The sequence below is a fragment of the Paenibacillus aurantius genome (genome assembly GCF_032268605.1).
Classification (GTDB): Bacteria; Bacillota; Bacilli; order Paenibacillales; family NBRC-103111; genus Paenibacillus_AO; species Paenibacillus_AO aurantius.
Genome location: NZ_CP130318.1, coordinates 1,482,160 through 1,506,971, shown reverse-complemented (window position 1 = coordinate 1,506,971; position 24,812 = coordinate 1,482,160). Strand labels below are relative to the sequence as shown.

Here is a 24,812-nt window from a genome sequence, read left to right as displayed (position 1 = left end):
AGGAGGAATACGGCATGTCCACCGACCGCAAGACCTTCAAGCCTTTCTTGAGCAAGCAGGACCCTTGTCCCCCGTTGAAGGAGAAGGTATACGAAACTCCTCCGAACTTGTACCTGGGCTTCCAGCCACCCGGATTGGAGCAGTACAAGCCCGAAGACGCCCTGGACAAAGGAACGCTCTGGCCCGCCTTGTTCGGCCCCTACAGCAATCCCTTCACCAAATCCAAAACAAAGGAGTCCTGATGATGAGCACTACCATCTCCACCAAATCGCTGAACCTGCTTAAAGAATTGCAGTCCACCGATTTTGTGCTTTTCGAGCTTACCCTTTACTTGGATACTCATCCCGATGATGAGGAAGCCCTGAAGCAGTACAATGAGCTGGCCGAGCAGCGCAAGGAAGTCAAGGAACGGGTGGAAGCCCAATTCGGCCCGCTGCGCCAAGGCGAACCGCAGTCCTCCACGAGCTCCTGGGAATGGAACAGCGCCCCGTGGCCGTGGCAAATCTAACCCAATCCCGACGAGCAGACTCAGACTGAAGCAGAAGACACCTGCTGTCCTTTCCATAGAGAGACCTACCAAAGAGACGCATATCCGATAGGAGGCTTGATGATTCCATGTGGGTTTATGAGAAGAAACTGATGTACCCCGTTAAGGTCAGCAAGTGCAATCCCCGGCTGGCAAAATATTTGATCGAGCAGTATGGGGGAGCCGACGGCGAGCTTGCGGCCGCGCTTCGCTACCTGAATCAGCGGTACACCATTCCGGACAAGGTAATCGGGCTGTTGACCGATATCGGCACGGAGGAATTCGCCCACCTGGAAATGATCGCAGCGATGATCTACAAGCTGACCAAGGACGCCACTCCCGATCAAATCCGGGACGCCGGTCTCGAGGATCATTACGTGACGCACGGCAGCGCCTTGTTCTACCATAACGCCGCCGGAGTGCCGTGGACCGCTTCTTACATAGCGGCCAAGGGAGATCCGATCGCCGACCTGTACGAGGACATCGCCGCCGAGGAGAAAGCCCGCGCCACGTACCAGTGGATCATCAACCTGTCCGACGATCCCGACCTGAACGACTCCCTCAAATTTTTGCGCGAAAGGGAAATCGTCCATTCCCAGCGTTTCCGGGAAGCGGTCGAGATTCTTAAGGAAGAGCGCGACCGGAAGAAGGTTTTTTGACCTGTTTGGCGGGGGTGAGGAGCCTCTAAAGCTGACCTTACTAGTATCCCCTAAAGGACCTCAAATAAAAGGACGAAAGCCGGCATTCCAGGCTTTCGTCCTTTTTGGGTCCGGTTCCGCCTGCCGGACCTTCCCTGCTGGACCGCAGAAAGTCCTCTGGGCTATCTTTCTCCTAGCGTTCCTTTTCCCGTCTTCCCGAAGGACGGATTTTCCTTCCGCACTCCGGTGACCTTCAAACGGGCTTTCCTCCAATGATACAGATTGCCGAGCAGCAGCCCGATAAACAGGTACATCAAGCCGCCGAATAGGGCATAGACCAAGGCTCCCGCGCCGGCGGCGACTACCCCGAAAACCACCTGCTCCTTCGGTTTGGCGGGGGAAGTCGGAGGGTCGGTCAGCATAAACAAGCCGAAGAACAAGGCGGCGTTAATAAAAGGCGGCCGAAGCGCGTCAGCCGCGTCTCCCGTCCCGTTCAGCCCCATCAGCAGCAGGAGCACGAAGTACGTTCCGAAGAACGCAAACACCTGCGGGTACTTGTTCACCCGGTCGGTGACCGCATAGCCTCCTGCAAGGAGAACGATAACGGTCCACGCCGGAAGATCCCCGAACGCCCCCCACCAGCTCTGCCCCGTTCCGAATAAGATGATGGACAGCAGAAGCCCGAAGGCGGCGGGATTAAAGACAGGCTTGTTCTTATAGGTAAGAAAATGCTTGGACCCTATCGCAAGAACCGCCGTAACGGCGGTCACCGCCCAGGAGGCAGTCGTGCTCAGAACCAAAGCGATAATAAGGCCGGTGATGGCCGCACCGTCCGGAGGCACGGGCTTCTTGCGGGTCAGCCTGCGCAGCACCAGATCCGCGAGCACCGCTAAGCCGACGGCCGCGATGGCGTTTCCGATCCCTTTCGCTTCCCCCGAACCGAGGGAAGCGAAAAGGAGACAGGCCGATAAGGCGGCAGTGACATATCCTTTTGGTGATCGAATCCATTGGTTGAGCGTCATGATAATCCCCTTCCTGCTTGTACGATTGATCCGTCCGAGGTAACGAGGACCGCGGCGGCTTCCGCCTCCTCCACGAGCCCCAGCCCCTCCCTCCCCATAACGAAGACGGCCGTAGCCAGCGCATCCGCCATCATGGCATAAGGGGCGATAATCGAGCAGCTGGCCCATTCCCCGGGCGACCGCCCCGTGGGGGGATCGATCAGGTGGTGGGTGCCGGGCTGAAGCGGACTTGGACGCTCATAGCCTCCGGAGGTGCAGACGGCCTGATCCGACAAGGTCATCTCCCAGATCGTGCTCTCTTGCTTGAAGGGATGCCGGATGCCGATTTCCCATGGCCGTCCCTGTTCGTTCACTCCCCCTGCATACAGGTCCCCTCCGGCATTAATCCGGAAGCCTTGCAACCCGGCAAGCTCCCGGGCAGCCAGGTCGATCGCAAACCCTTTCGCCACCGCCCCGAGGTCGAGAACCAGCGGCTGAAGCAGGGTGACGGAGCGGTCTTCCCCGTTTAACACGATGTCCCGGTAGGTGGCCGAGCCCGAAACGGCGCTCCGCATCGTTTCTCCGGTCAGATAGTGCCGGTTAAAGCCCAGGCCCTCCATCCGGCCGCCCAGAGACGGATCAAACCGCCCTCCCGTCCATTCCGCCAGCTCGAGAGCGAATTGCAGCGGCTCATAGAGCAGGGGGCTGACCGAAACGGGCGTTCCGGCCGGTGTCAGGCGGCAAATCGTCATCAGCTCGCTGTCCGGGCTGAAGCGGCTGCACGCCTGCTCCACCTTCCGGAAGGCACCGAACGCCCGCTCGATGCCGGCCGCCGCCTCCTCGGTTACTCCGCGGCCGGGTACCGCCTGGATATCGACGAACGTATCCATGTACCACTTGGTTCGTCTCGTCTTCATCAGGCGTTCCTCGCCTGGTCAAGGGCTTGCTGGACAGCCCCCCGGAAGGCTTCGGTGCTGTAGGTCGCTCCCGATACGTTCGCTACGCCGGCGCTTTGCTTCTGAAGAACCTCGCCCGGCAGGCCGACCACATCGCTTTCCGAGTAATGCATGGCGAACCGGCTGATCTCGACGTCGGTGATTTTGTCGTTCTTTATGGTCACCGCCACCTGAATGGAGCCTCTTCGGTTGCTTCCCATCCCAGTAAAGGTTCCGTCCTTGTAGGTATGACGGATGCTCCCTGCCTTGGTGCTCTTGCCGGCCGTGGATCCGCTCCCCGCCGACGGGCTTCCTTGTGCCTGCGGGGACGGCTGGATCTGCTGGGCCGCCGGCTGCTGCAGGGAAGCCTCCGTTTCCGTCGCGGCATAGCCGGCCGTATAGACGGCTGCCAGAGCCGCGGAACACAGAACCACCCATTTTTTGTTCATTTTCGCCATTGGTTTTCCCTCCTGCTGTCTGTCTTATAACCCCCGATAAGCTTCATTATAAGAGAGCATTCTTTAAATTTTCTTAAAACCAAAGGATCTGCTACAATGAACACCATATTAAGGCGAAAGGCGGTAACCGGCATGCGTGTACTTGTGGTGGAGGATGACCCTTCCCTGCTTCGAGTGATCCGGGACCTTCTCGAGAGTGAGGGCTTCCTGACCGACACCGCTTCAACGGGCGACGACGGCTATTACCTGGCGGAGCCTGCTATCCACGATCTCCTCATGCTCGACGTTATGCTGCCCGGCATGAGCGGCGTGGAGATTGTAAAGCAGCTGCGCGAACGGGGCGTCCGGGTCCCCATCATCCTGCTGACGGCCAAGGATTCGGTAGAAGACCGGGTGGCGGGCCTGGATGCCGGGGCGGACGATTATGTAACGAAGCCCTTCGCCGTGGCGGAGCTGATGGCCCGGATCCGGGCGGTGCTGAGGGGGCGCGGCGCTCTCGGTCCGCAGGGAGAGCTGACGGGGGGTCCCATCCGGCTCGTTCCGGCGGCACGGGATGCGTTCCAGGGAGAAACGCCGCTGCATTTGACGGCAACCGAATACAACCTGCTGGAGTTCTTTCTGTGCCACAAGGACCAGATTCTCACCCGGGAGCAGATTTTCGACCGGGTATGGGGCCTCGAGTCGGGTGCCGCCACGTCGGCGGTTGATGTGTATGTCCATCATCTGCGCAAGAAGCTTTCGGCCCATGACGCCGGCTCCCTCCTCCAGACGGTACGGGGGGTAGGCTACCGGTTCCGGGGAGACTCCCATGTTTGCTAGGACCCGGCGCCGGCTGGTTCTTCTGAATGCCGCCGTCTTCCTTCTAATCCTCACGGTGTTCAGCTCGTGGCTGTACGTTCACATGCGTTACCGGCTGTTCCACGAAACCGACGAGATTCTCGGCAAGGCGAAGGAGAGACTGGAATCGCTGCGCAATCCGTCCGAATTCCTGCGGGGCGATCATCTCGATCCGGGACAGGACGAGAACACGGTTTACTTATTCTGGAATGCCAAGGGAGAGCTCATCGGGCAGCAGCCCAAGCTTTCCTTCCCGGCGGAGAAAACCGCATCCTTTCGGCAGTCCGATAAGGATACCCCTTCCACCCTGGCCATAGACGGCAAAGAGTACCGTCTGCTCGCGTTCGAAGCGTCCCATCCGGGCACCAGCTCGATTGCGGCTGTCAGCCTTGTCCGGAATCTGGAGGATGTGCACAACACGCTCCGAGCTCTCCTGTGGGATATAGCCGCCGGCATTACCGCCGGAGGGGTCGTTTCCGTTCTCGCCGGCCTGTTTCTTGCAGGCCGCGCGCTCGTTCCTATCCGGCTTTCCTGGGAGAAGCAGCAGCGCTTCGTGGCGGATGCCTCCCATGAGCTGAGAACCCCGACGGCCGTTATCCATGCCCAAACCGAAATGCTGCTGCGGCATCCCGACCGCTCCATCGAGGAAGAGAGCCCGCGGATCGCTCTGGTGCTGCAGGAAAGCAAGAGGATGGGCAAGCTTCTGGACGACCTGCTGACCTTGGCCCGCTCCGATTCCAATCAGCTTCAGATTCATCCGTCGGCGCTTGATCTCGCGTCCCTGCTGGGGGAGGTGACGGAGGCGTTCCGGCTGCTGGCCGGCATCAAGGACATCGAGATGACAACCGCCGTCGAGACTCCCCTGTCTCTATGGGGAGAGGAAGCGCGCATCCGGCAGCTCATGGCCATCCTGCTCGATAATGCGCTGAAATACACCCCGCCCTCCGGGAGAATCGAAGTAGCCGGCGGGTACCGGGGCCATGCCGTCTATATCCGCGTCACCGATAACGGCAGCGGCATTTCGGAGGAAGACCTCCCTCATGTGTTTGAACGCTTTTACCGGGGAGACAAAGCCCGTACTCGGGCCGAAGGAGGGACGGGACTGGGCTTGTCCATTGCCAAATGGATTGTAGAGGAGCATGGAGGGAGCATTCAGCTGGTTTCCCTACCGGACAACGGAACCCGGGTGGAAGTGCTGTTCCCAAGATCGAAGCGTGCGGAGCCGTAAAGCCGAAGGAAGGAAAAAGGAGGAAGAAACCACCATGTCCGTCGAATGGTTCGATATTTATGACGAAGCCCGGCGCCCCATAGGAAAAGCCCCGCGGGAGGAGGTTCACCGCGAGGGGTACTGGCACCAAACCTTTCAATGCTGGATCCTAACCCGGGAAGACGGAAAGCAAGGGGAGCCCTGCCTGCTGCTTCAGCGGAGACACCCCGGCAAGGACACTTACCCGGGCCTGTTCGACATCACCGCCGCCGGTCATCTCGAGGCGGGAGAAGACGTCAGCGACGGAATCCGGGAGCTCGAGGAAGAGCTTGGACTCGCCGCCGCTTTCGGGGATCTGGTTCCGCTCGGCTGCCTGGCCGAGGAAAGCTTCATCCGCCCCGGGCTCACGGACCGGGAGTTTTGCCATGTCTTCCTGTACGCCTGCGATCAGACGATGGAGGCCTACCGGCTGCAGCCCGAGGAGGTGACCGGCCTGATCCGGGTAAAGCTCCGGGAGCTTACGGAGCTGTGGGAAGGAACACGGGAGAAGCTGACGGCCCCGGGAGTGGAAGCCGGCCCGGACGGGGTACTCCGGTCCTTCTCGCATGAGCTCGTCAGGACGGATCTCGTGCCCCACTCGGACCGGTACTACCGGACGGTTTTCGAAGGAGTAGAGCGCTTCCTGTCCGCGCCATGATTTCGGCGGCCTCGGCCAGTTCGGCTTCGCTTAGATGCGAGAACCCGAAGATGGCCGACGGCCGGTATCCCTCGAGAAAGCCCCCCTCGGTTCATCTCCATATGGGGAGAGGAAGCGCGCATCCGGCAGCTCCTGGCCATCCTGCTCGATAACGCGATGAAGTACACCCCCTCATCCGGGAAAATCGAAGTAGCCGGCGGATACCGGGGCCATTCTGTTTATATCCGCGTCACCGATAACGGCTCGGGCATTTCGGAGGAAGACCTCCCTCATGTGTTTGAACGCTTTTACCGGGGAGACAAAGCCCGCTCGCGGGCCGAAGGAGGAACGGGACTGGGCTTGTCCATTGCCAAATGGATTGTTGAGGAGCATGGCGGGAGCATTCAGCTGGATTCCCAGCCGGACCACGGAACCCGGGTGGAGGTCCTGTTCCCAAGATCTAAGCGTGCGGAGCCGTAAAACCGAATGAAAGAAAAAGGAGGAAGAAACCCATCATGTCCGTCTAATGGTTCGATATTTATGACGAAGCCCGGCGCCCCATAGGAAAAGCCCCTCGGGAAGAAGTTCACCGCAAGGGGTACTGGCACCAAACTTTCCATGCAGGATCGTCACCCGGGATGACAGGGGAGCAAGGGGAGCCCTGTCTGCTCCTTCAGCGGAGGCACCCCGGCAAGGACACCTACCCGGGCCTGTTCGACATCACCGCCGCCGGCCATCTCGAGGCGGGGGAAAACGTCAGCGACGGCATCCGGGAGCTCAAGGAGGAGCTAGGTACGGACCTATTCTTTCTATCACATTATTTGTCATCCCCTTTTTACAACTTCCCGCTTCTACGGACACGTCCCCCCTCTTATGGACCTCTCATTACGTCTTTGTGGACATTAAACAATTCCGACCCTTTATCTGCAAGGGATCCCCTCTTTAAACCTAGTAGTAAAAAATTCCGGTTAGAAAGACCCACCACCAAACCTTAGCTAGATGTGACGAAGGAAGGAAATGCCTAGGATTGAATAATGCTGGTATCCCTGGGGATAATAGGTGAAACCCTTAAGACTGAGAGGATTTCCCCGTGAAGGCTAACTCATCCATTGAAACTAACAAGCATGAACTTCTAAAATTGTTCTCAAACAGTTCCGACTTCAACACGAGTGATATCAAATCTGGTCAGAGCTCATTCCGTCTATTTTACTTAAAGACGATGGTGGATGATAAAGTCGTACAAGAGCATGTGATTCGCCCCTTGCTTCGCTACAAGGATGTCCCTGTCCGCGATGCCGTTTCGGTTTTGGACTATCAAGAAACAGATTTGCTTACGGATGCGGCAAAAGCGTTGGTCGAGGGGAAGACGGTCGTTCAAATCCACGGAAAAGCAACTTTTTATTTGCTCGACACTTCACTCAATAAAGAACGTTCGTTAAATATTCCAGTGAATGAACGGGTGCTGCGGGGATCCCAAGAGGGATTGATCGAAAACCTGCAAACCAACCTCAACCTCATGCGCAAACTCGTCGCGACCCCTGACCTCGTCGTAAAGTCATATGTTGTCGGAGTTAAATCCAATACGAATGTTACTGTACTATATATGGGTTCACTTGCGAATCAGGATATCCTTAAGGAATTCGATAAAAGGATCCGGAGCATAAACATTGATTACGTCGAAGCCCCCGGATTTCTTCAGGAGTTGATTCAAGATCAAAGATTCTCGTTATTTCCCCAAATACTAGTGACGGAAAGACCGGACCGGGTCAGGTCTTACTTGATGGACGGGAAAATCGCGATATTGACTGACGGCTCTCCTGATTGCTTGATTGTCCCCGTATCATTCTGGGCGTTCTTTCAAAGTCCGGATGATTACCAGATCGGATGGATACTCGGAAGCATGTTCCGATTACTCCGAATTATTTGTTTTATCATGGCCATCAGCTTACCCGGCGCTTATGTCGCGCTTGTCACTTTTGACCCCCGCATTCTTCCGTATGAAATCGCCCTTACTTTGCAGAGCTCCATGCAATATATCGCCATGCCTCCGGTTCTTGAAGCGGTTACAATGCTGGTTGTACTTGAAATATTGAGGGAGGCGGCAGTCCGACTCGCAAGCCCCATCGGGCAGACCATCGGGATCGTCGGCGGTATCGTTATCGGGACCGTAGTGGTTCAATCTAACTTAATTTCCAATATGATGGTCTTCGTGGTGGCTTTTACCGGTGTCGCTTCCTATATCATTCCTTCTTACGAAATGAGCAGTTCGGCCCGGCAACTATCCTATGCGTTTATCGCCTTGGCGGCGATTTTTGGGCTCATTGGGCTAGAATTCGCCTTTTTGCTGACGTTGGCTCACCTGGCGCGGTTACAAACCATGGGTATTCCCTACTTTTACCCGGCGCTGGGAAGCGCGCCGATTAAGGATACTTTCTTACGGGCTCCAATCTGGAGTTTGACTAAACGTTCCAAGGAAAGCTTGGCGCAGGACAACACCAGACTTAAAGATCCAAGGGGTTGGACTGAATGATTCATCTAAAACAAATTTCCCTAACAAGACTATTTGTCCTCGTTGTGTTGACTCAAATTGGCGTTCACGTTTTGTCGATACCGTATGAAGAATCCCGTAAATCGGGGTACGATGCATGGATATCCGTGCTGGTCGGGGGAGCGATCGCTCAAGCCGCCATACTGATTATTTATGCGCTCGGTAAGAATTATGCCGATCAGCCGTTTCCCCGATACTTGTCCTCGATCGTCGGCAAGCCATTGGCATCCATCCTCAATATCCTACTTGCGGTTTATTTCTTGGAGTCAAGCCTCTTGGTAACGGTCTCTTACACGGACGTGATCAACCGGTGGGTATTGTTTACGACGCCCTGGTTTGTCATATTTGGGTTCATGTTATTCATCGCGGCCTATATTGCATCGTCCTCCCTTCGCTCACTGGCCGTTGTCTCCCAAACCATAATGGTGATGTTTCTGATCGGATGCGCCATTGTGATATTCAGCGGTGGACTGGAAGAAGGAGACTTCCGTCATTTTCTGCCGATCGGCGCTCATGGTGCTGGGTCGATAATGTTGGATTCCTTTCGGGCATTCTGGGCGTATGCGGGATATGAACTTCTCCTTTATGTTTTCCCTTATGTAAAGTACCGAAAAAAAAGAGATGTTCTGATTGCCCTGTCGGCCGCCAACGGAGTCACAACCTTGTTTTACTTATTGATATCGGTGATTGTGTTATACAGCCTTAGCGAGAATCAGCTCAGATTCGTTCCTGAACCGATGGTTTTCATTTTGCGTCAATTCAAATGGCCGGTTGTGCAAAACCTCGATATTCTATTCATGATGCTATGGCTCTCGGTAACGTTGGTGACGGCTTACGTTTATTTGTTCATGGCCGCACGTTATCTTGCTTTCGTCGGAACCAAAGAAATTCAAAAGCATACTCTTCTTGTTTGGATTTTGGCTTTCCTTTGCTTTGCCGCGGGATTCTGGGGTTCGGACCGCCATCGTATGCTTCAATTCGCCAATTACCATAACACGTCTACAGCCATCGCAATTGTCTTGATTCCAACCATCCTGCTAATTGTTTCGAGAATACGGAGAGGACGGTAACCAGATGACAAAAGCCATTCTCGTCTTCTTGTCGCTTGTACTATTGACCGGTTGCTGGGATCAAATGCCGCTGCGAAAACTCCGCATGGTGGATATGGTCGGTTTGGATTTGGGCGAGAACGACCGAGGCGTCGTGCTCGAGAATGTTGTCACGAGACTCAAAAAAGCCGGCCAAGGAGAAGGAGAACCTCAATCAGAAACGACGGAGTTCAAAAACTCGAGTGTTCTGGAAGCGGTCGGACAGAGTGAATACGTAGAGAGCGGACCTTTCATAAACATCAATACGAGGCTGTATTTGATGAGCGACAGGTTTGCCATGCACGATCCCGTGAAAGAACTTGCCTTTTTGCTTCGGGCTCCTTATACCATAATTAACTCCCCGGTAGTCATTTTTGAGGGCTCCGTAACCCAACTTTTCAAAAAAGGTCAAACGGACACCGAAAGCCTGATCGAATTCGTCAGGTTGCTGGATAAAAACCGCATCTTGCGCAATGTTTCCATGATGAAATTGATTTTGTCAAAAGCAGATCCTTTGGAGGATCTGGCACTGCCTTTGCTCGGACCATCCGACTCCGGGGTTAAACTGCGAGGGGCACTCTTGTTCAGGCAAGGAAGGAGTACCGGAAGAAAACTGGATGATGATCAAGTTAGAATGTTGGCGCTTCTTTCAGGTGTTTACCAAGGCAGGCAAAGGTTTACAGGAAAGTTAGCGGAAAGCGACATCGGCGAACATTCAATGCAGGATCTTCCGAACAGCGTCCCCTACGGTTTTTCGGTCAAAAGAGGGAACACGAAAATCCAGATTTCCCCCCGTTCCGACGGCATGCCCAACATCACCCTGCAAATCCGGTTGCAGCTTAATGCTTTTTATCTGGGCCAAGAAGTTCAATCAATTAAAGCGGATTATGTTAGCCAAATGGAAAAGGCGCTTAGTAAACATCTGGAGAACAAGGCAATGCAAACGATTGAGAACTTGCAGAAAGCGAATTGTGATGTTCTCGGTATCGGAAACCAAATCAAGGCCTATCATCCCAACATATGGAAATCCCTGGATTGGCGCAAAGATTATTCGAAGCTGACGATCGAACCTGTCTTCCATGTGAAGATCCTTAACCCAGAGGAAATCTAATGCTTTTTACGTCAAAACCCACGCCAGCCTGGTTGCTTTTCTTACGTCGGAGATTGATAATTTTTCAATTTCTGCCCTCGTGCCCCACTCGGACCGGTACTACCGGACGGTCTTCGAAGGAGTACGGCGCTTCCTGTCCGCGCCATGATTTCGACGGCCTCGGCCAGTTCGGCTTCGCTGAGATGCGAGAACCCGAATAGGGCCGACGGCCGGTACCCCTCGAGAAAGCCCCCCTCGGTTCCGCTCCACCGGACACCCTCCTCCGCGCAAGCCCGGCGGAACGCCTCGAACTCCTCGGCGCTTCCTTTCCACCACGCAAACAGATGCAGCCCCGAGTCGGAAGGCACCGGCTCGAACAGGAAGCCGAGCCGATTCCGCAGCTCCTCCTCGAGCAGGGCGAACTTCCGGCTGTACACGCGCTTCATCCGCCGCAGGTGCCGCTCGTAGTGGCCGCTCTGGAGAAAAGCGGCCAGCGCCCGCTGCTCCAAAAGCCCCGAAGGGAACGGCTCGTACAGCTGCTTCGCCCGCACGAAGGCCTCCTTCAGCCCGGGCGGCAGCACCGCGTAGCCGATGCGCAGGCCGGGCAGCATCGTCTTCGAGAAGGTGCCGATGAAGACGACCCGCCCTTCGCGGTCGAGCAGCTTCAGCGGCTCGATCGGCCGGCCCCGGTGGCGGAATTCGCTGTCATAGTCGTCCTCGACGATGACCGCCTTCCGCCGGCCGGCCCATTCGAGCAGCTGCTGGCGGCGCACAAGCGGCAGGACGGCGCCGGTCGGGAAGTGGCGGCCCGGCGTGACGAAGAGCAGGCGCGCGTCCCAGTCCTCCACGCGGAGGCCGCGGTCGTCCACCGGTGCAGCCAGCAGCCGGCCCCCGGCGGTCCGGACGGCCGCATGAATCCCGCCGTAGCCGGGATTCTCCACGACCACCGGGTCGCCTTCGTCCACGAGCAGCTGGGTGAGCAGCGCGATGGCCTGCATCGAGCCGTTGACAATGACCACGTCACCGGCTTCGACGGTCATCCCGCGGGCGCGCCGCAGGTGGCGGGCCACCATTTCCCGAAGCGGGTAGAAGCCCTCCGGGTCGCCTTCCGGGGAGTCTGCCCGCTCCCGCACCTGGGCATGAAGGGCCCGGTTCCATTCCGCATAGGGAAAGAGGGTAAGGTCCGGCATGCCCGGCGTGAGCGAGATCCGGGCGGGATTCCCGCCGGGGCCCCACCGGTCCGGCTGGGCCGCCGCCCTCTTCCCCCAGGCGGACAACCGGATCTCCTCCCTCCGTTCCTGGGCCTGCGCCGGGTTCGATCCTTCATAAGCGGCAAAGGTGCCGCTCCCCCGCACACTCTCGACGTAGCCTTCCGCCGAAAGCATATCGTACACCTCGTTCACGGTGCCCCGGGACAAGCCGTAGAGCGCCGCCAGCTCCCGGCTCGAAGGCAGCCGCGTCCCTTTTCCGACCGTTCCTGCCGTCATCGCCTCCTTCAGCGCATGATAGAGCGCAAGCGACTTCGTCCGATGCTGTTTTCTCATGCTTTGGTAAGCGATTTGAAAATCCATAGCCTTCCCCCTCAAGTGGTCTATTCGGAAATCCCGTAATTGGTTCTTTTATCATACCAGTTCTTCCGTTATTTTAGATAGAAATCCATTAGAAAAGGGAGAACCGTCATGAGAAGAAACGAATTCGCCGTAAATGAGCTGCAGGAAATCGAGGACTTTCTGGGGGAGATGACCTTCGGCTTCCTCGCCATGGAGGGAAGGGACGGATGGCCTGCCGTTACCCCGCTCAATTATGTGTATACGGAAGAAAAGCTCTATTTCCACGGAAGCCGGGCGGGTAGCAAGATGGACGATCTTAAAGCATCCGGCCGCTGCACCTTCCAGGTGGCCAAGGAATATGCCCTGATCCCTTCCTATTTCTCGGATTCCCGGTTAGCCTGTCCCGCTACTTCCTATTTCAAATCCGTTCAGCTTCGGGGAACGGCTGCTCCGGTAGAGGATTTGGAAGAGAAAGCCCGCGCCCTGTCCGCTTTTATGGTGAAGCTCCAGCCCGAAGGAGGATACGACCCCATCTCAACGGACGATAAAAATTACCGGGCCGCGCTGAAGGGGGTGGCCGTGGTTAGACTGGAGGTAGAAGAGATCAGCGCCAAATTCAAATTCGGCCAGAACCTGAAGGAGCCCGCTCGCGAGCAGGTGGCCGGAGCCTTGGAGAACCGCGGGCTGGCGCTTGACCCGGAAACCGCCGCCTTGATGAGAAAATACTGCCCCGCCCACCGCGGAGCGGTGCTGGAGTAACCGAAGCCCGAACGGATACCGGAGGCCCCCGAATAGTGACGCGTTAACGCAGAAGTGATATAATATCACCTAATGTCACCCGGCCCTTCGGTGTCCTTTTCCCATTCCCGGAGGCGTCCGATAATCGATTGATTGGAAGGATGGAAGTCATGAATCCACTGGCGCAATCCCTGAATGAAACGATTGAACAAGGCAATCCCCACGTTTACTCCATGCTGTCTAAGCTTGGCAAGGAAATTTATTTCCCCAAGGTCGGCATCCTGAGCCAATCCGCCGAAGCGAAATCGAAAGCCAAGAAGTACAACGCCACCATCGGGACCGCTCTGGAGAACGGCAAGCCGATGCATCTGAACGTCATCCAGGAAACCCTTTCGGCTTACAAGCCGGTGGATCTGTACCCCTACGCGCCGCCCGAAGGCAAGCCTGAGCTTCGCGCCGCTTGGCGGGAGAAGATGCTCCAGGAGAATCCCTCCATGGAAGGCCGGGCCTTCAGCCAGCCGATCGTAACCAATGCGCTCACCCACGGGCTCAGCATCGTGGCCGACCTGTTCGCGGAGAAAGGCGACAAGGTCATCATTCCGGACAAAAACTGGGAGAATTACGAGCTGACCTTCGGCATTCGCCGCGAAGCCGAAATCGTGAACTATCCTTTATATAATGAAGCGGGAACCTTCAATGCTGACGGACTCCGCCAGGCGATCCTCGACCAGAAGGACGCGGGTAAGGCCATCGTGGTGCTGAACTTCCCGAACAATCCGACCGGCTATACACCCGGAGCGTCGGAAGGACGCGAGATCGTGGCCGCCCTTAAGGATGGAGCCGAAGCGGGGATCAACCTCGTGGTGGTCACCGATGACGCCTACTTCGGGCTGTTCTTCGAGAACTCTCTTCACGAGTCGCTGTTCGGGCAGCTGATCGACCTGCACCCCCGCCTGCTCCCCATTAAGGTGGACGGGGCGACGAAGGAAGAATATGTCTGGGGCTTCCGCGTAGGCTTCATCACGTACGGCGGCAACGGGGCCGGCGTTCTGTCCGCTCTTGAGCAGAAGACGCTCGGCATTATCCGCGCCACCATCTCGAGCGGACCGCACCCTTCCCAGACGTTCGTGCTGCATGCCCTCACCTCGCCGGACTTCCACGCCCAGAAGGAAGAGAAGTTCGCGATCATGAAAGGGCGTGCGAACAAGGTCAAGGACGTGCTGGACAGCGGGAAATACGACGGCGCCTGGGAGTACTACCCGTTTAATTCCGGCTATTTCATGTGCCTGAAGCTGAAGACGGTACATGCCGAAGAACTGCGCCAGCATCTCCTTAACGAGTACGGCGTCGGAACCATAGCTCTCGGAGAGACGGATCTGCGCGTTGCGTTCTCCTGCATCGAAGAAAACGGCATCGAAGAGCTGTTCGACCTTATCCATCGGGGAGTTCAGGATCTGCAGAAACGGCCGTAGTGTCTTATCCGTGAGTATGGTACGGCTAAGACACTTAGCCCTACCCTTGAAATCATAAAAGCACCTCCTGTCCGCGGGATATCCGTTGGGCAGGAGGTGCTTTTAAGTTAAGCGTCATCTTTTGTGTTTAGGACTATCTTACGCTTTAGACTTCGTCCGATTGGTCATGTTCTGCAGCTGACTCATCAGCTTATCCCGGGTTTCCTTGTTCCTAAGCAGGTAGGCGGCTCCCAGGGCGACGGTCGACAGGATCGTTTTCTTGCTTACGGCCATGGCGTTTCCCTCCTTGAGATGTCTGGTTGTAGGTTTCCCTAAACCATAATACCCCGTTTCGGGAAGCCTCAAACACCCAGGGCCTGCGTCTCAAGCGCCGTAGGTCCGGCTCTGGAGCAGCCGTTCGAGCCGGCCCAGCTCCTCCGCCAGCGCCAGCAGCCGGCGTTTCGCCTTCTCCTCCTGCCGGGTCTCCCCCTTCAGCCGGGCCTCCCGGTAAAGGTCGATCGCCAGGTTGATGGCTCCCGCCAGCGTTTCCTTCAGGAGCCGCAGCGTAAATTCATCCGTATCCTTAAGCGGTCCGTATACCCCTTCACCCGATGGCTGTCCGTCCGCATAATGCAGCTGCTGAATCCCGAATTTGGTCAGGGTAAATTTATCTCCGTTGAGCCGGGCCGCATGAATCAGCCAATCCACCAGCTCGATGAAATCCTCGTTGTCGATTCTTAAGTAATCCGCCCGGAATTGAAAGCGATTCCCCTTGCGAAACAAATAAAAGCACAGATTGCTGTCCTCCTGATCGAGGCGGATCATCGTAATTTTACGCCCCGGCTTCTCTTCCACCTGCAGGCCAAGGGTCCGGGCCGCCTGCTTCCACCGCTCCAATACCTCCGCCGGGATCTCGCCTTCCAGGCTCCGGTAAATGACCAACCCTTCCATAAGCTCCCTCCTTCCCCCCGTTTCACGAGCCTTGACTGCTTTGTTCCCAGCTTATGAAGGGAAGCGTCGGCAGGTAACGGCAGAGACGCTTCCTCCGCCCTTTCGGGCCGATGCCCAGGATGGCGCCGGGAGAGCTTGCGTTACGGCCATAGGCGGTGAAGCCAGCGGACCGACTCTGCATGGGGACGCTTGAAGGACGGGCTGTTGGGTTGGGGGCCGTTTCGGCAAGTCTATTGACCGGAGACAGCCATTTTTAGAGCCCGGCCTGTCAACGAGGCTGCGCAGCCGATGCTCTCTTTCGGTACGCCTTCAAACAGGACTTTCCCTCCTTCCTCACCCGCACCGGGACCAAGATCAATCATCCAGTCGGCTTGGCTGATCACCTGCAGATTATGCTCGATCACGATCAAGGTGCAGCCCCGCTCCACGAGACGATTCAGCAGGAGAATAAGCCGGTCCACATCCGCCATATGCAGTCCTGTCGTCGGCTCATCCAGCACATAAAGCATCCCGCTGCCTTCCAGCTCCGCAGCCAGCTTGACCCGCTGCCGCTCACCGCCCGACAAGGTGCTGAGCGGCTGCCCCAATGACAAATAACCGGCGCCGGCCTCCTGCAGTCGTTGGAGCGGCCGTACCACTTCTTCCTCGCAAAAATAGCGGAGCGCCTCATCGACGGTCATGGCCAGGACGTTGCCGATGCTTTTTCCACGGAAGCGATAGGACAGCACTTGTTCCGTATAACGCATTCCCCGGCAGGCTTCACAAACAGCGGCGACCGTATCCATAAAAGCAAAATCGGTATAAATCGTCCCCAAGCCCTTGCAGCTTGGGCAGGCCCCCTGCGAGTTGAAACTGAACAAGGAGGCGCCTACCCCATTTTCCTTTGCAAACAGCTGTCTTACCGCGTCGAAAATGTTGGTGTACGTAGCGAGATTGGAACGGTTGGACGCCCCGATTTCCCCTTGGTCGATGAAGATCGCTTCCGGGTAAAGCTCCGGAAAGACCTGATGCATCAAGGTGCTCTTTCCCGATCCCGCCACTCCGGTAACGACGGTCATGGCACCAGCCGGAAACCGAACATTTATCTCTTTCAAATTATTTCTAGCCGCCTTCTCTACAGCAAGCCAGCCGGCTGGCGGCCTGACCTCGCTTTTGAAGGCGGGCTTGCGGTTCAAGCCTTCGGCTGTCAAGGTGCCCGCTGACTTTAATTGTTCCAAGCTGCCTTCGAATACAATTCTTCCGCCGTTCGTTCCTGCTTTCGGCCCCATTTCGACGAAGTGATCGGCAATTTGCATAACGTCCGGGTCATGTTCCACGACCAGAACGGTATTGCCTTTATCTCGCAGCTGCTGCAAGAGCCGGTTAATCGTGCCGACGTCGTGCGGATGGAGCCCGATACTGGGCTCGTCAAAAATATACAGCAGATCGCTCAGGCTGCTGCCGAGCTGACGCACCATCTTGATCCGTTGCGATTCGCCGCCCGACAAGCTGGGCGTTTCGCGGTTCAGACTCAAATAGCCAAGGCCAATCTCCAGCATATGAGTCAGGCGTTTATCGATCGCTTCCGTAACCGTCCGGGCTTCCGGCTGCCGGATCCTGCGGATGAACCCGATAAGCTCGCGGATCGGCATAGCCGCGCAATCGGCAATGTTTCTGCCGTTGATCCGGCAGGACAATGCGCGCGGATTCAAACGGCCGCCGCCGCAGGAATCGCATGTCTCCTCGGCTGCGATTCGGGCTATGGCTTCCTTATACCTCGCCGCATTCCTCGAGTCCTTATTAAGAAACGTGCGCTTGATGCGCGGAACCACCCCTTCGTACAGCGATGTCGGAGGCCAGCCCTTGGTCGGATGCGGCGGCTTGAATCCGCTTTTATACAGAAGCGTATCCATCTTCTCGTCTGTGTAATTCTTCAATTTTTTGTCGTTATCGAACAGACCGGTACAAACATATCTTTTCCAACGGACGTCGCCGGGCATGAAGGTCGGGAACAGCAGGGCTCCCTCGTTCAGCGATTTCTCCCTGTCGATCAGCCGATCGACGTTGACGGTACTCACCTTTCCCAAACCTTCGCATTCGGTACACATGCCCTGCGGGTTGTTAAAAGAAAATACGTCCGAATATCCAACGAATGGACGGCCGAAGCGGGCAAACAGCAGCCGCAGAAGCGCATAAATATCCGTGACCGTCCCAACCGTGGACCTGGCACTCCCTCCGATTTTCTTCTGGTTCATGACAATAGCGGCTGGCAGATGCTCAATCGCCTCCACCTCGGGATGTCCGTATTGGGGGAGCCGGTTGCGGATAAAGCTCGAGTAAGATTCGTTCAATTGCCGCTGGGATTCCGCCGCGATCGTATCAAATACGAGGGCGGATTTGCCGGAGCCGGAAACGCCCGCGAACACCGTTATTTGTTTTTTGGGGATCGTGAGATGGATTCCCTTCAAATTCTTCTCCCTTGCCCCGACGACGCGAATGGCCTCATCCTTCTTCATCAGCTATTCCTCCTCTTGCGATTTATATTAAGAAGTATAAGCTTAAACCATGCCAATATCGGTCATGTTTAAGGAGGGGAATCACCGTGACCAAAGCCCAGCTGCTGTATAACCTGCTTATGTATGTCAATGCCAAGCGCCGCTTTACCGCTCAGGACGTTGCGTATGAATTCGGCGTATCCGTCCGAACCGCCCATCGGTATCTGGCCGACCTCGGCGAGATGGGCGTTCCGCTTTATACGGAGCCAGGCCGGGGCGGCGGTTACCGGGTGCTGGACAACCGGACGCTGCCGCCGGTCCTATTTGACGAGGAGGAAGCGTTCGCCATCTTCTTTGCTTTTCAGGCTTTGACCTATTACCATTCGCACCCTTTCGACATCCACGTCGGGTCTGTCTCCCGCAAGCTGTATGCGGGCCTGCCCGAGGAGACGAAAAGAAAGGTGGATCGCCTGGATTCGGTGCTGGCCTTCTGGAGCCAAAAGAGAACCGTCCCGTCTCCCTTTCTCAAGGAGATCCTGGAGGCTGCCTCCGAGCAGCAACTGATCCTGATGAAATACGAGTCCAAATCAGTCAATACGGTAAGGGAAGTGGCTCCGCTAGGCATCTACGCAACCAACGGCTTCTGGTACATGCCGGCGTACGACCGGGCTTACGGGGAAATCCGCTTGTTTCGAACCGACCGGATGGTGTCCGTGGAACGAACGCAGCAGCCCTTCCCGCCGCAAATGCCTCTGCCCGACTGGCTGGAGCGGCATACGAGACAAACGCCGGAAGCGCCTGTTCGTCTGTACGTGGAGCTGACCCGGGAAGGCTTGAGGCAGTGCCGCAGCCAGCCATGGCTGGAGCCTTATATCGTAGCCGTCACCCCGGAGCAGGGCTATGTGGAAATGGAGATCGACCGGAAGGAATGGGAGTTCGTGACCCAGTACTTTTTTCGGCTGGGCACTTCCGTCAAAGTAATGGAGCCGCGCGAGATGGCGGACCACATAAGGAAGCAGGCCCATGAGCTTGTTCTCCATTATGCCGCTTCGGACGGGACTCCCCCAAGATGATGCGTGCTTCCAGGCAGGCCCGCCGGGACCAAGATCCCCCGAGCGAAGCACCAAAAAAGCAGCTCCCGGCGGAGAGCTGCTTGAAGAGGCTCGCGGTTTATGCTAACGGCAACCGCTCCTTATGACTGGCTGGTCGTTTGACCGTGCTGATGGCCATAGGATGAACCGTAAGGCTGGCCGTAATGCCCGTAATGGTGCCAAGGATGGGAGTAGCCATGATAGCCGCCCGGGTAACCGCCCATTTGGCCACCGGGATAACCGCCGGGGTAACCACCCGGGTAACCCCCTGGATAACCGCCGGGATAACCGCCCGGGTAGCCGCCGGGATAGCCGCCCGGGTAACCTCCTGGATAGCCGCCCGGATAGCCAGCCGGATAGCCACCCATTTGACCGCCTGGGTAGCCGCCGGGGTAACCTCCTGGGTAGCCGCCGGGGTAACCTCCTGGATAGCCGCCCGGATAGCTCCCCGGGTAACCGCCCGGCTGGCCGATGCCGGGAATTTGGGAAACCTGGCGTTCTTCTCCCGTCTCCCCGTTCCCTTGCTGGTAAAACTCATTCTCTTGAGACATGCTGAGTTCCCCTTTCGATTTAGACATATGACACGGTATGCACGAAAGGGGAAAAGGGACACTTGCCCAATGGATAAACTTTTGGTCCGGGCTTCGAGCTCTACGGACGATCAGCCACTAGCGTAAAGGTTTTGGGGATCCCTTTGTCGTACACATCGGAGGACTTGTTGGGCTCCTCCAGCAAGAGCCGGATGACCAACCCGGCCTGCGCGCAGGACGTGACGATCTCCCCGAGCGTCCAGCGTCTCAGGAGGGTTTTGGGAAGATCCTCCTGCTTGTCCTCGGGCAGGAACTTCAGATAGGGCACCTCCACCTCGGTCAGCCCCTCATCGAAATAATCCCCCGTCACCTTGTGTTTGCGCGTCGTGTGGCGCGTTCCTTTGGAGGAGATGAGCTTGGTCGTGAACGGATGGAAGTCCTGGAGCACCAGGCGTCCTCCGGGATGGAGCAGCCGGTAGACGGTATTCATCAACGGGGTCAAATCCGTGAAATAATGAAGAATGCCGAATTCCATAAACGCCATATCGTACGATCCGTCCAGCTCCTCTTCCGGCAGCTGCGTGACGTCCGACACGAGATACCGCACGGAAACCCCGGCCGCCTCCGCCAGCTCCCCGGCATACCGCGCGTTCTCGGAGGCGATGTCCACTACGGTGACCTGAGCCCCGAGAAGAGCGAGGGCGACGGCCTTGCTGCCGTGGGAGCCGAGCAGGTTGACGGCTTTCCTGCCTTCGACGCTGCCAAGATGCTCATAGAGGCCCGACAGCCGGGCCAAGGGATCCGCCTTGATCCTTTCCGCCGCCTCGGCCGGTGTGCCGTACCGGCTGAGCCAAGCCTCGTACGGGCTGCAGTTCCAGGCTTTTTCGTTAATGCTGCTCTGTTCGTTCTGCATGATGGCCTCCTGGCGCCTGTTCAGGCACGGTTCATTTCCGAATCCTTCCCATTCTCTCATTATCGGCGGCAGCGGAGCAAGTCATCCCCCTGGGGTTGAGACGGGCTTGAGTCCGTAGGAGGCTCCCAGTCAACCAACTGAATTCGTTAACCTCTGGGCGGATGCCTGCATAGGCTGTAACCATCCAGGGCATGAGGAAGGTGGGAGACATGGCGTCCATCGTGAATATTTTCTGTATGAAGATCAACAGCATCTCGAATAACGGCTCCGTCAACATCGGGGAATCGGTTCACAGCGACCATACCGCCAACACCAAGTCCCAAGGGGTCAACTCCTCCTACGGGGACGGCTCTCCGGCCGAATCCGCCATGAAGAATGTGTTTGTCGATCCGGACTTCAACGACATGGGGGATATTCTCGACCCGACCAATGCCAACGTAGTGCAATCCTAAGGAGGGAATCCTATGCCTTTTCAAATCAACATCGCCAATTTCAAAATAAACGGCATCTCCAGAAACGGAAACATCGACGTGGGCGCCAACGTCCAGAACAGCCATACGGCCAATACCAAAATGGTAGGGGCCAACTTCTCCGTGGGCGATTTCTCGCCGGCCTTCTCCGCTATGAGCAATGCTGTGCTCGATCCGGATATAAGCGATCAGGATCAAATCGCGAATCCGTCGGCCCCGCTTGCGAATCAGCTGTAACGGCAGAGGGCAGCCGGAAAAAAGCGAAGCCCCGGTTACCGGTGCTTCGCGGCCTGCCGGACGGACCGGCGGTAATAGGAGGGCGGGACGCCGTACAGGCTTTTGAACAGCTTGCTGAAGAAATACAAGTCCGAATAGCCGACGGCTTCGGCGGCCTGCGTGACATTCATAGCGGTTTCCGTGAGCAGAACCTTGGCCCGGTCCATCCGCAGCCGGGTGATATACTCCTTCAAGGAATAGCCTGTCTGGGCCTTGAACAGCCCGCTCAAGTAGCGCGGGGAAAGACCGGCCAGCCGCGCGAGCTCACGATAGTCTACGGGCTCTCCCAAGTGCTCGCGGAGGTAAGTGATCACGCGGCGGACGTCCTGCCGCTGCTTGTACGAGAAGGCCGGCTTCCCTTCCTTGCGGGCACGGACGCGGAGCAGCTGCAGCCATAGAAGCTTCAGGAGGAGGCCGAACTCCTCCTCCCATCCCGCTTCCTGGCTCTCCCTGCATTCCAGCAGGCGATGGAAATCATGCTCAAAGGAGTACGGGTCCTCGACGGTCGTCCTCCTGTCGGGCAGCCACTGCGCCTCGGGCGACTCTTCTTCCGGTACCAAGGCCGTAAAATGCAGAAAAAGGACAAGCAGCCGGTCTTCCGGCTCCTGCTCCGCCTCCACCCGGTCGCCCGGACGAAGCAGGAAGCATTCGCCCCGCCGGGCCTCGTGCCGCTCTCCGTTAATGGTTACAAAGCCGCTTCCCTCCATTACATACCAGAGGTCGTAATCCGGAAGCGGCGGGGGCCGCCAGCTCCAGCCGGGCTCGCAGCGGGCTTTGCCGCTGCCGGCCGCGGCCCGGAAGGTCAGCCGGCCGACCGGGTACAGCTTCTCCATCGTCTCCTCCACCCCTTTTGCATCCATCGCACCCTTCTCCCCCTCATTGTAGCACAGGGAGGCGCAGGCGCTTGCCCGGCCTAAGCATTAACCTACAAATTTACGAGCGCCTCCTCCATGGCTTGGCGGGGTCCCCCATGCTACGCTAAAGGCATCAAAACCAGATCTGGCAAGGGAGGAAGGGACATGAGCGTCAATCCGAGAACCCCCGAGGAAATTAACCGGAAGCTGTACCCCCGGACGGGCCTTTACCGCGCTTTGGCGGAGGGCACGGAGATCGGGGAAGAAGAGAAACGGTTCTATCGGGAGCAGGGCTTTCTGGGCGTGCAGGGCTTTCTTACAACAGAGGAAATCCGAAATGCGGTGCAGGCCTTGGCGGAGCATATCGACAGCGACGAGACGAAGGTTAAGGTCCAGTTTACGAAGCCGAAAAGTGAGCTGAGCAGCCGCGGGGAACGGGAGCTTGCGGTCCGCAAGGTGTACGATTTTGTCGAGGAGGAAGAGCGCCTTCGGGCCATCGCCTGCAAGCCGATGCTGCTCGAGGCGGTCGAGAAGCTGCTCGGAGCAAAGCCGAAGCTCGTCCAGGACATGGCCCTGCTGAAGCCGCCTTTCGGAGGGGGAGAAAAGCCCTGGCACCAGGACATGGCCTATGGTCCGCTCGCCTTTGACAAGCCGGTGATCGGCGTGTGGCTTGCTCTGGATGAAGCCGATGAGGACAACGGCTGCATGCAGGTCATTCCCCGCTCCCATATGGACGGGGGCGTGCCCCACTACGCCGTCCGCGACTGGCAGATTTGCGATGCGAACGTCCCCGTGGAGCGCAACCTGGCCGTCCCGCTTAAACCGGGCGGAGCTCTGTTCTTTCACGGCCTCCTGACTCACGGCACCGCCCATAACTTCTCGGCCCGGCGCCGCAGGGCGCTGCAGTTCCACTATGCCCCCGAAGGGGCGGAGAAGCTCCATCCCCCGGAATACAAGCGTCTCTTCACGAACGAAATGACCGGGGCGGAATGCTGACCGGCCCGCTGTCATACATTTAGGATAAGCCGGCCGCCTTCCGACCAGGAGGGGGGCGGGCTAATCCGGTGAACGGCGCCGCAAGCAAACGGGGGCAGGCCGATGGGGGTTAAAGGTTGGATCCATTTCTTCATCCGCGGCGGCGCGTCCGCCTCACTCCAAGCGAGAATGTCCAAGCTGGAGAAGGAAATCGGCCGGCTGAAGGAGCTCGAGAAACAGATGGAGGAACTGAAGCAGCTTGCTGTCCCTCCTGTCCCGGACCCCGATAAGAAGAAGGAGCCGGCTGACGAGCCGAAGCCCGAAGGCTCTACCACGATCATCATCGAGCATATGAACGTGGAGAAGGTGATGGTCGGCAAGTGGGACATGAGCAGCAACCTGGGCCAGCTCGGCATCCGCGAGTTGACCGGACGGCTCAACATCGGGACGGTCTACGGCGAGAAAGCCTCGTCAGACCCCGACGCCAAAGCCCCGGCCTCTCCCTCTCCGCCCGCCGGCCCCAAAGTTACGCTGACCAAACGAAAAGGGTAAGAAGCGCTCCGCCTCCAGCGGATCCTTCTTACCCTTTGCTTATTGCTTGCCCCTTACCGATGCAGAATCCGGGCCGCCTCGCTCTCTTCCCCCTCTTCGGCATGGACCAGAACGAGCACTTTGCCGTCACGCAGATCATCGTCATAGCGTTTGGCCTCATCCTCATTAAGCCCAAGCTCGGTCAAGGTGCCGGTATAGCCTCCGGCGCTTGCTCCGATGGCGGCTCCCGCCGCGGTAGCGGCCAGCGCCCCGGCCACAAGCAGCGGACCGACGCCGGGAACGGCAAGCGAGCTCAGGCTGACGAACAGCCCGGCGGCACCGCCTATGACCCCGCCGGTCACCGAGCCTCCGGACAAGCCGTCCGGCGTCTGGGCTCCGGTCGTTTCCTCCAGCTCCTCCAAGGCCCTCTTGTCCTTCGTTACGACGGTGATGTCTTCTTCCCCGTAGCCTGCTTTTTTCAATTCTTCAATGGCATTGACCGCCGCTTCTTCCTCTAGATAAACCCCCGCTGTCGTCCGGTTCATGAGCATTTCCTCCCTGTCTCGTTTCTACGCTGTCTCTTTATCCTTTACCCTTGGGAGGAAAAAGCCAATCAACCGAAGCCGGGTTCCCTTCGCAGCCGGTCAGGGGCTCGTCACCGGGGATTCCGTATAAAGGAAAATCTCGCTGCCGATCACTTCCACCTGATAGGTTTTGACACAGCCGCGGTCCGGCTCCTGCACGTCCCCGCTGCGGAGGCATACCTTCCAGTCATGAAGCGGGCAGTACACATTCCCGCCGGACACGATTCCTTCCGAGAGAGGCCCTCCCTTGTGGGGGCAGCGGTTCTCCACCGCCTTCACTTCCCCGTTCGACAGCCGGAATACGGCGATTTCCTGTTTGCCGAGGGACACCACCCTTCCCCGCATGAACGGGATCTCCTCTATGCTTCCCACCGGATATCGGTTCATCTGCTTTCCCCGCTTCCTCTGCCTGAGCCAGGC

Annotated in this window: 30 protein-coding genes; 18 read left to right on the top strand and 12 right to left on the bottom strand. The window is 57.5% G+C overall.

All coding sequences use genetic code 11. The annotated features are described in order from the left end of the window. Nucleotides 1–14: 14 nt before the first annotated feature. The 3 genes from MJA45_RS07310 to MJA45_RS07300 all read left to right on the top strand — a co-directional run bounded on the left by MJA45_RS07310 (nt 15) and on the right by MJA45_RS07300 (nt 1,185). Nucleotides 15–242 carry a spore coat associated protein CotJA gene (locus tag MJA45_RS07310; protein ID WP_315606613.1) on the top strand — a complete coding sequence of 76 codons (228 nt, stop codon included), beginning with the start codon at nt 15–17 and terminating at the stop codon, nt 240–242. Between the two features lie 2 nt (nt 243–244). Then, complete coding sequence (locus MJA45_RS07305; protein WP_315606612.1) at nt 245–508, top strand: spore coat protein CotJB; 264 nt, start codon at nt 245–247, stop codon at nt 506–508. A gap of 107 nt (nt 509–615) precedes the next feature. Continuing rightward, the gene (locus MJA45_RS07300; protein ID WP_315606611.1) at nt 616–1,185 is read left to right on the top strand and encodes a manganese catalase family protein; all 570 of its coding nucleotides are present in this window, start codon (nt 616–618) and stop codon (nt 1,183–1,185) included. A 161-nt stretch (nt 1,186–1,346) separates the two neighbouring features. On the opposite strand, the gene MJA45_RS07295 is transcribed toward MJA45_RS07300, so the two are convergent. The 3 genes from MJA45_RS07295 to MJA45_RS07285 are packed head-to-tail and all read right to left on the bottom strand — an operon-like array spanning nt 1,347 to nt 3,558. Further along, nucleotides 1,347–2,186 (bottom strand): RnfABCDGE type electron transport complex subunit D, encoded by an 840-nt coding sequence (locus MJA45_RS07295; RefSeq protein WP_315606610.1) that lies wholly within the window; start codon nt 2,184–2,186, stop codon nt 1,347–1,349. Further along, a complete protein-coding gene (locus MJA45_RS07290; protein WP_315606609.1) occupies nt 2,183–3,082 on the bottom strand; it encodes an FAD:protein FMN transferase in 900 nt (299 codons plus the stop codon). Before MJA45_RS07290 ends, MJA45_RS07295 begins: the two co-directional genes overlap by 4 nt. Next, nucleotides 3,082–3,558 (bottom strand): FMN-binding protein, encoded by a 477-nt coding sequence (locus tag MJA45_RS07285; protein ID WP_315606608.1) that lies wholly within the window; start codon nt 3,556–3,558, stop codon nt 3,082–3,084. The genes MJA45_RS07290 and MJA45_RS07285 overlap by 1 nt, the downstream gene beginning before the upstream one ends. 132 nt (nt 3,559–3,690) lie before the next feature. On the opposite strand from MJA45_RS07285, the gene MJA45_RS07280 reads away from it, so the two are divergent. From MJA45_RS07280 to MJA45_RS07245, 8 genes are all read left to right on the top strand, one after another. Then, on the top strand, nt 3,691–4,377 hold the full coding sequence (locus MJA45_RS07280) for a response regulator transcription factor (protein WP_315607953.1): 687 nt from the start codon (nt 3,691–3,693) through the stop codon (nt 4,375–4,377). Beyond that, on the top strand, nt 4,367–5,623 hold the full coding sequence (locus MJA45_RS07275) for a sensor histidine kinase (protein ID WP_315606607.1): 1,257 nt from the start codon (nt 4,367–4,369) through the stop codon (nt 5,621–5,623). The genes MJA45_RS07280 and MJA45_RS07275 overlap by 11 nt, the downstream gene beginning before the upstream one ends. Before the next feature lie 34 nt (nt 5,624–5,657). After that, nucleotides 5,658–6,299: an NUDIX hydrolase gene (locus tag MJA45_RS07270; RefSeq protein ID WP_315606606.1), complete on the top strand. Its 642-nt coding sequence runs from the start codon at nt 5,658–5,660 to the stop codon at nt 6,297–6,299. Nucleotides 6,300–6,365: 66 nt separating this feature from the next. Continuing rightward, on the top strand, nt 6,366–6,758 hold the full coding sequence (locus MJA45_RS07265) for a sensor histidine kinase (protein ID WP_407083148.1): 393 nt from the start codon (nt 6,366–6,368) through the stop codon (nt 6,756–6,758). A 158-nt stretch (nt 6,759–6,916) separates the two neighbouring features. Then, nucleotides 6,917–7,273: an NUDIX domain-containing protein gene (locus MJA45_RS07260; protein WP_315606604.1), complete on the top strand. Its 357-nt coding sequence runs from the start codon at nt 6,917–6,919 to the stop codon at nt 7,271–7,273. Between the two features lie 95 nt (nt 7,274–7,368). Then, nucleotides 7,369–8,808: a spore germination protein gene (locus tag MJA45_RS07255; protein ID WP_315606603.1), complete on the top strand. Its 1,440-nt coding sequence runs from the start codon at nt 7,369–7,371 to the stop codon at nt 8,806–8,808. Continuing rightward, nucleotides 8,805–9,896: a GerAB/ArcD/ProY family transporter gene (locus MJA45_RS07250; RefSeq protein ID WP_315606602.1), complete on the top strand. Its 1,092-nt coding sequence runs from the start codon at nt 8,805–8,807 to the stop codon at nt 9,894–9,896. Before MJA45_RS07255 ends, MJA45_RS07250 begins: the two co-directional genes overlap by 4 nt. A 4-nt stretch (nt 9,897–9,900) precedes the next feature. Then, nucleotides 9,901–11,025 (top strand): Ger(x)C family spore germination C-terminal domain-containing protein, encoded by a 1,125-nt coding sequence (locus MJA45_RS07245; RefSeq protein WP_315606601.1) that lies wholly within the window; start codon nt 9,901–9,903, stop codon nt 11,023–11,025. A gap of 41 nt (nt 11,026–11,066) precedes the next feature. On the opposite strand, the gene pdxR is transcribed toward MJA45_RS07245, so the two are convergent. Beyond that, nucleotides 11,067–12,548 (bottom strand): MocR-like pyridoxine biosynthesis transcription factor PdxR, encoded by a 1,482-nt coding sequence (pdxR, locus tag MJA45_RS07240; RefSeq protein WP_315606600.1) that lies wholly within the window; start codon nt 12,546–12,548, stop codon nt 11,067–11,069. Nucleotides 12,549–12,683: 135 nt separating this feature from the next. On the opposite strand from pdxR, the gene MJA45_RS07235 reads away from it, so the two are divergent. Together MJA45_RS07235 and MJA45_RS07230 are read left to right on the top strand one after the other, a co-directional pair. Next, nucleotides 12,684–13,313, top strand: coding sequence for a pyridoxamine 5'-phosphate oxidase family protein (locus tag MJA45_RS07235; protein ID WP_315606599.1), 630 nt, complete (start codon nt 12,684–12,686; stop codon nt 13,311–13,313). A gap of 149 nt (nt 13,314–13,462) precedes the next feature. After that, nucleotides 13,463–14,764, top strand: coding sequence for an aminotransferase class I/II-fold pyridoxal phosphate-dependent enzyme (locus tag MJA45_RS07230; RefSeq protein ID WP_315606598.1), 1,302 nt, complete (start codon nt 13,463–13,465; stop codon nt 14,762–14,764). Nucleotides 14,765–14,902: 138 nt separating this feature from the next. On the opposite strand, the gene MJA45_RS07225 is transcribed toward MJA45_RS07230, so the two are convergent. The 3 genes from MJA45_RS07225 to MJA45_RS07215 form a co-directional block, all read right to left on the bottom strand. Further along, a complete protein-coding gene (locus MJA45_RS07225; RefSeq protein ID WP_315606597.1) occupies nt 14,903–15,037 on the bottom strand; it encodes a hypothetical protein in 135 nt (44 codons plus the stop codon). A 90-nt stretch (nt 15,038–15,127) separates the two neighbouring features. Beyond that, nucleotides 15,128–15,694, bottom strand: coding sequence for a hypothetical protein (locus tag MJA45_RS07220; RefSeq protein WP_315606596.1), 567 nt, complete (start codon nt 15,692–15,694; stop codon nt 15,128–15,130). Between the two features lie 230 nt (nt 15,695–15,924). Further along, a complete protein-coding gene (locus MJA45_RS07215) occupies nt 15,925–18,189 on the bottom strand; it encodes an excinuclease ABC subunit UvrA (protein ID WP_315606595.1) in 2,265 nt (754 codons plus the stop codon). An 86-nt stretch (nt 18,190–18,275) separates the two neighbouring features. Between MJA45_RS07215 and MJA45_RS07210 the strand changes: the two genes are divergently transcribed. Next, nucleotides 18,276–19,241: a helix-turn-helix transcriptional regulator gene (locus MJA45_RS07210; protein ID WP_315606594.1), complete on the top strand. Its 966-nt coding sequence runs from the start codon at nt 18,276–18,278 to the stop codon at nt 19,239–19,241. 97 nt (nt 19,242–19,338) lie between these two features. On the opposite strand, the gene MJA45_RS07205 is transcribed toward MJA45_RS07210, so the two are convergent. After that, nucleotides 19,339–19,797, bottom strand: coding sequence for a hypothetical protein (locus tag MJA45_RS07205; RefSeq protein ID WP_315606593.1), 459 nt, complete (start codon nt 19,795–19,797; stop codon nt 19,339–19,341). Nucleotides 19,798–19,910: 113 nt separating this feature from the next. Then, nucleotides 19,911–20,702, bottom strand: a complete 792-nt coding sequence (locus MJA45_RS07200) for a class I SAM-dependent methyltransferase (protein WP_315606592.1) — start codon at nt 20,700–20,702, stop codon at nt 19,911–19,913. Nucleotides 20,703–20,911: 209 nt separating this feature from the next. Between MJA45_RS07200 and MJA45_RS07195 the strand changes: the two genes are divergently transcribed. After that, nucleotides 20,912–21,154 carry a spore germination protein gene (locus MJA45_RS07195; protein ID WP_315606591.1) on the top strand — a complete coding sequence of 81 codons (243 nt, stop codon included), beginning with the start codon at nt 20,912–20,914 and terminating at the stop codon, nt 21,152–21,154. A 12-nt stretch (nt 21,155–21,166) separates the two neighbouring features. Next, nucleotides 21,167–21,409, top strand: a complete 243-nt coding sequence (locus MJA45_RS07190) for a spore germination protein (RefSeq protein ID WP_315606590.1) — start codon at nt 21,167–21,169, stop codon at nt 21,407–21,409. Nucleotides 21,410–21,444: 35 nt separating this feature from the next. On the opposite strand, the gene MJA45_RS07185 is transcribed toward MJA45_RS07190, so the two are convergent. Further along, the gene (locus MJA45_RS07185; protein ID WP_315606589.1) at nt 21,445–22,308 is read right to left on the bottom strand and encodes an AraC family transcriptional regulator; all 864 of its coding nucleotides are present in this window, start codon (nt 22,306–22,308) and stop codon (nt 21,445–21,447) included. 159 nt (nt 22,309–22,467) lie between these two features. Here MJA45_RS07185 and MJA45_RS07180 point away from each other — a divergent pair, with 159 nt between their 5' ends. Both MJA45_RS07180 and MJA45_RS07175 read left to right on the top strand, forming a co-directional pair. After that, complete coding sequence (locus MJA45_RS07180) at nt 22,468–23,298, top strand: phytanoyl-CoA dioxygenase family protein (protein ID WP_315606588.1); 831 nt, start codon at nt 22,468–22,470, stop codon at nt 23,296–23,298. Nucleotides 23,299–23,400: 102 nt separating this feature from the next. Continuing rightward, nucleotides 23,401–23,829, top strand: coding sequence for a hypothetical protein (locus tag MJA45_RS07175; protein WP_315606587.1), 429 nt, complete (start codon nt 23,401–23,403; stop codon nt 23,827–23,829). A 53-nt stretch (nt 23,830–23,882) separates the two neighbouring features. Here MJA45_RS07175 and MJA45_RS07170 read toward each other — a convergent pair whose 3' ends face one another. Further along, nucleotides 23,883–24,353, bottom strand: a complete 471-nt coding sequence (locus MJA45_RS07170; RefSeq protein WP_315606586.1) for a general stress protein — start codon at nt 24,351–24,353, stop codon at nt 23,883–23,885. Between the two features lie 99 nt (nt 24,354–24,452). Then, a complete protein-coding gene (gene nirD / locus MJA45_RS07165) occupies nt 24,453–24,779 on the bottom strand; it encodes a nitrite reductase small subunit NirD (RefSeq protein WP_407083111.1) in 327 nt (108 codons plus the stop codon). Nucleotides 24,780–24,812: the final 33 nt, after the last annotated feature.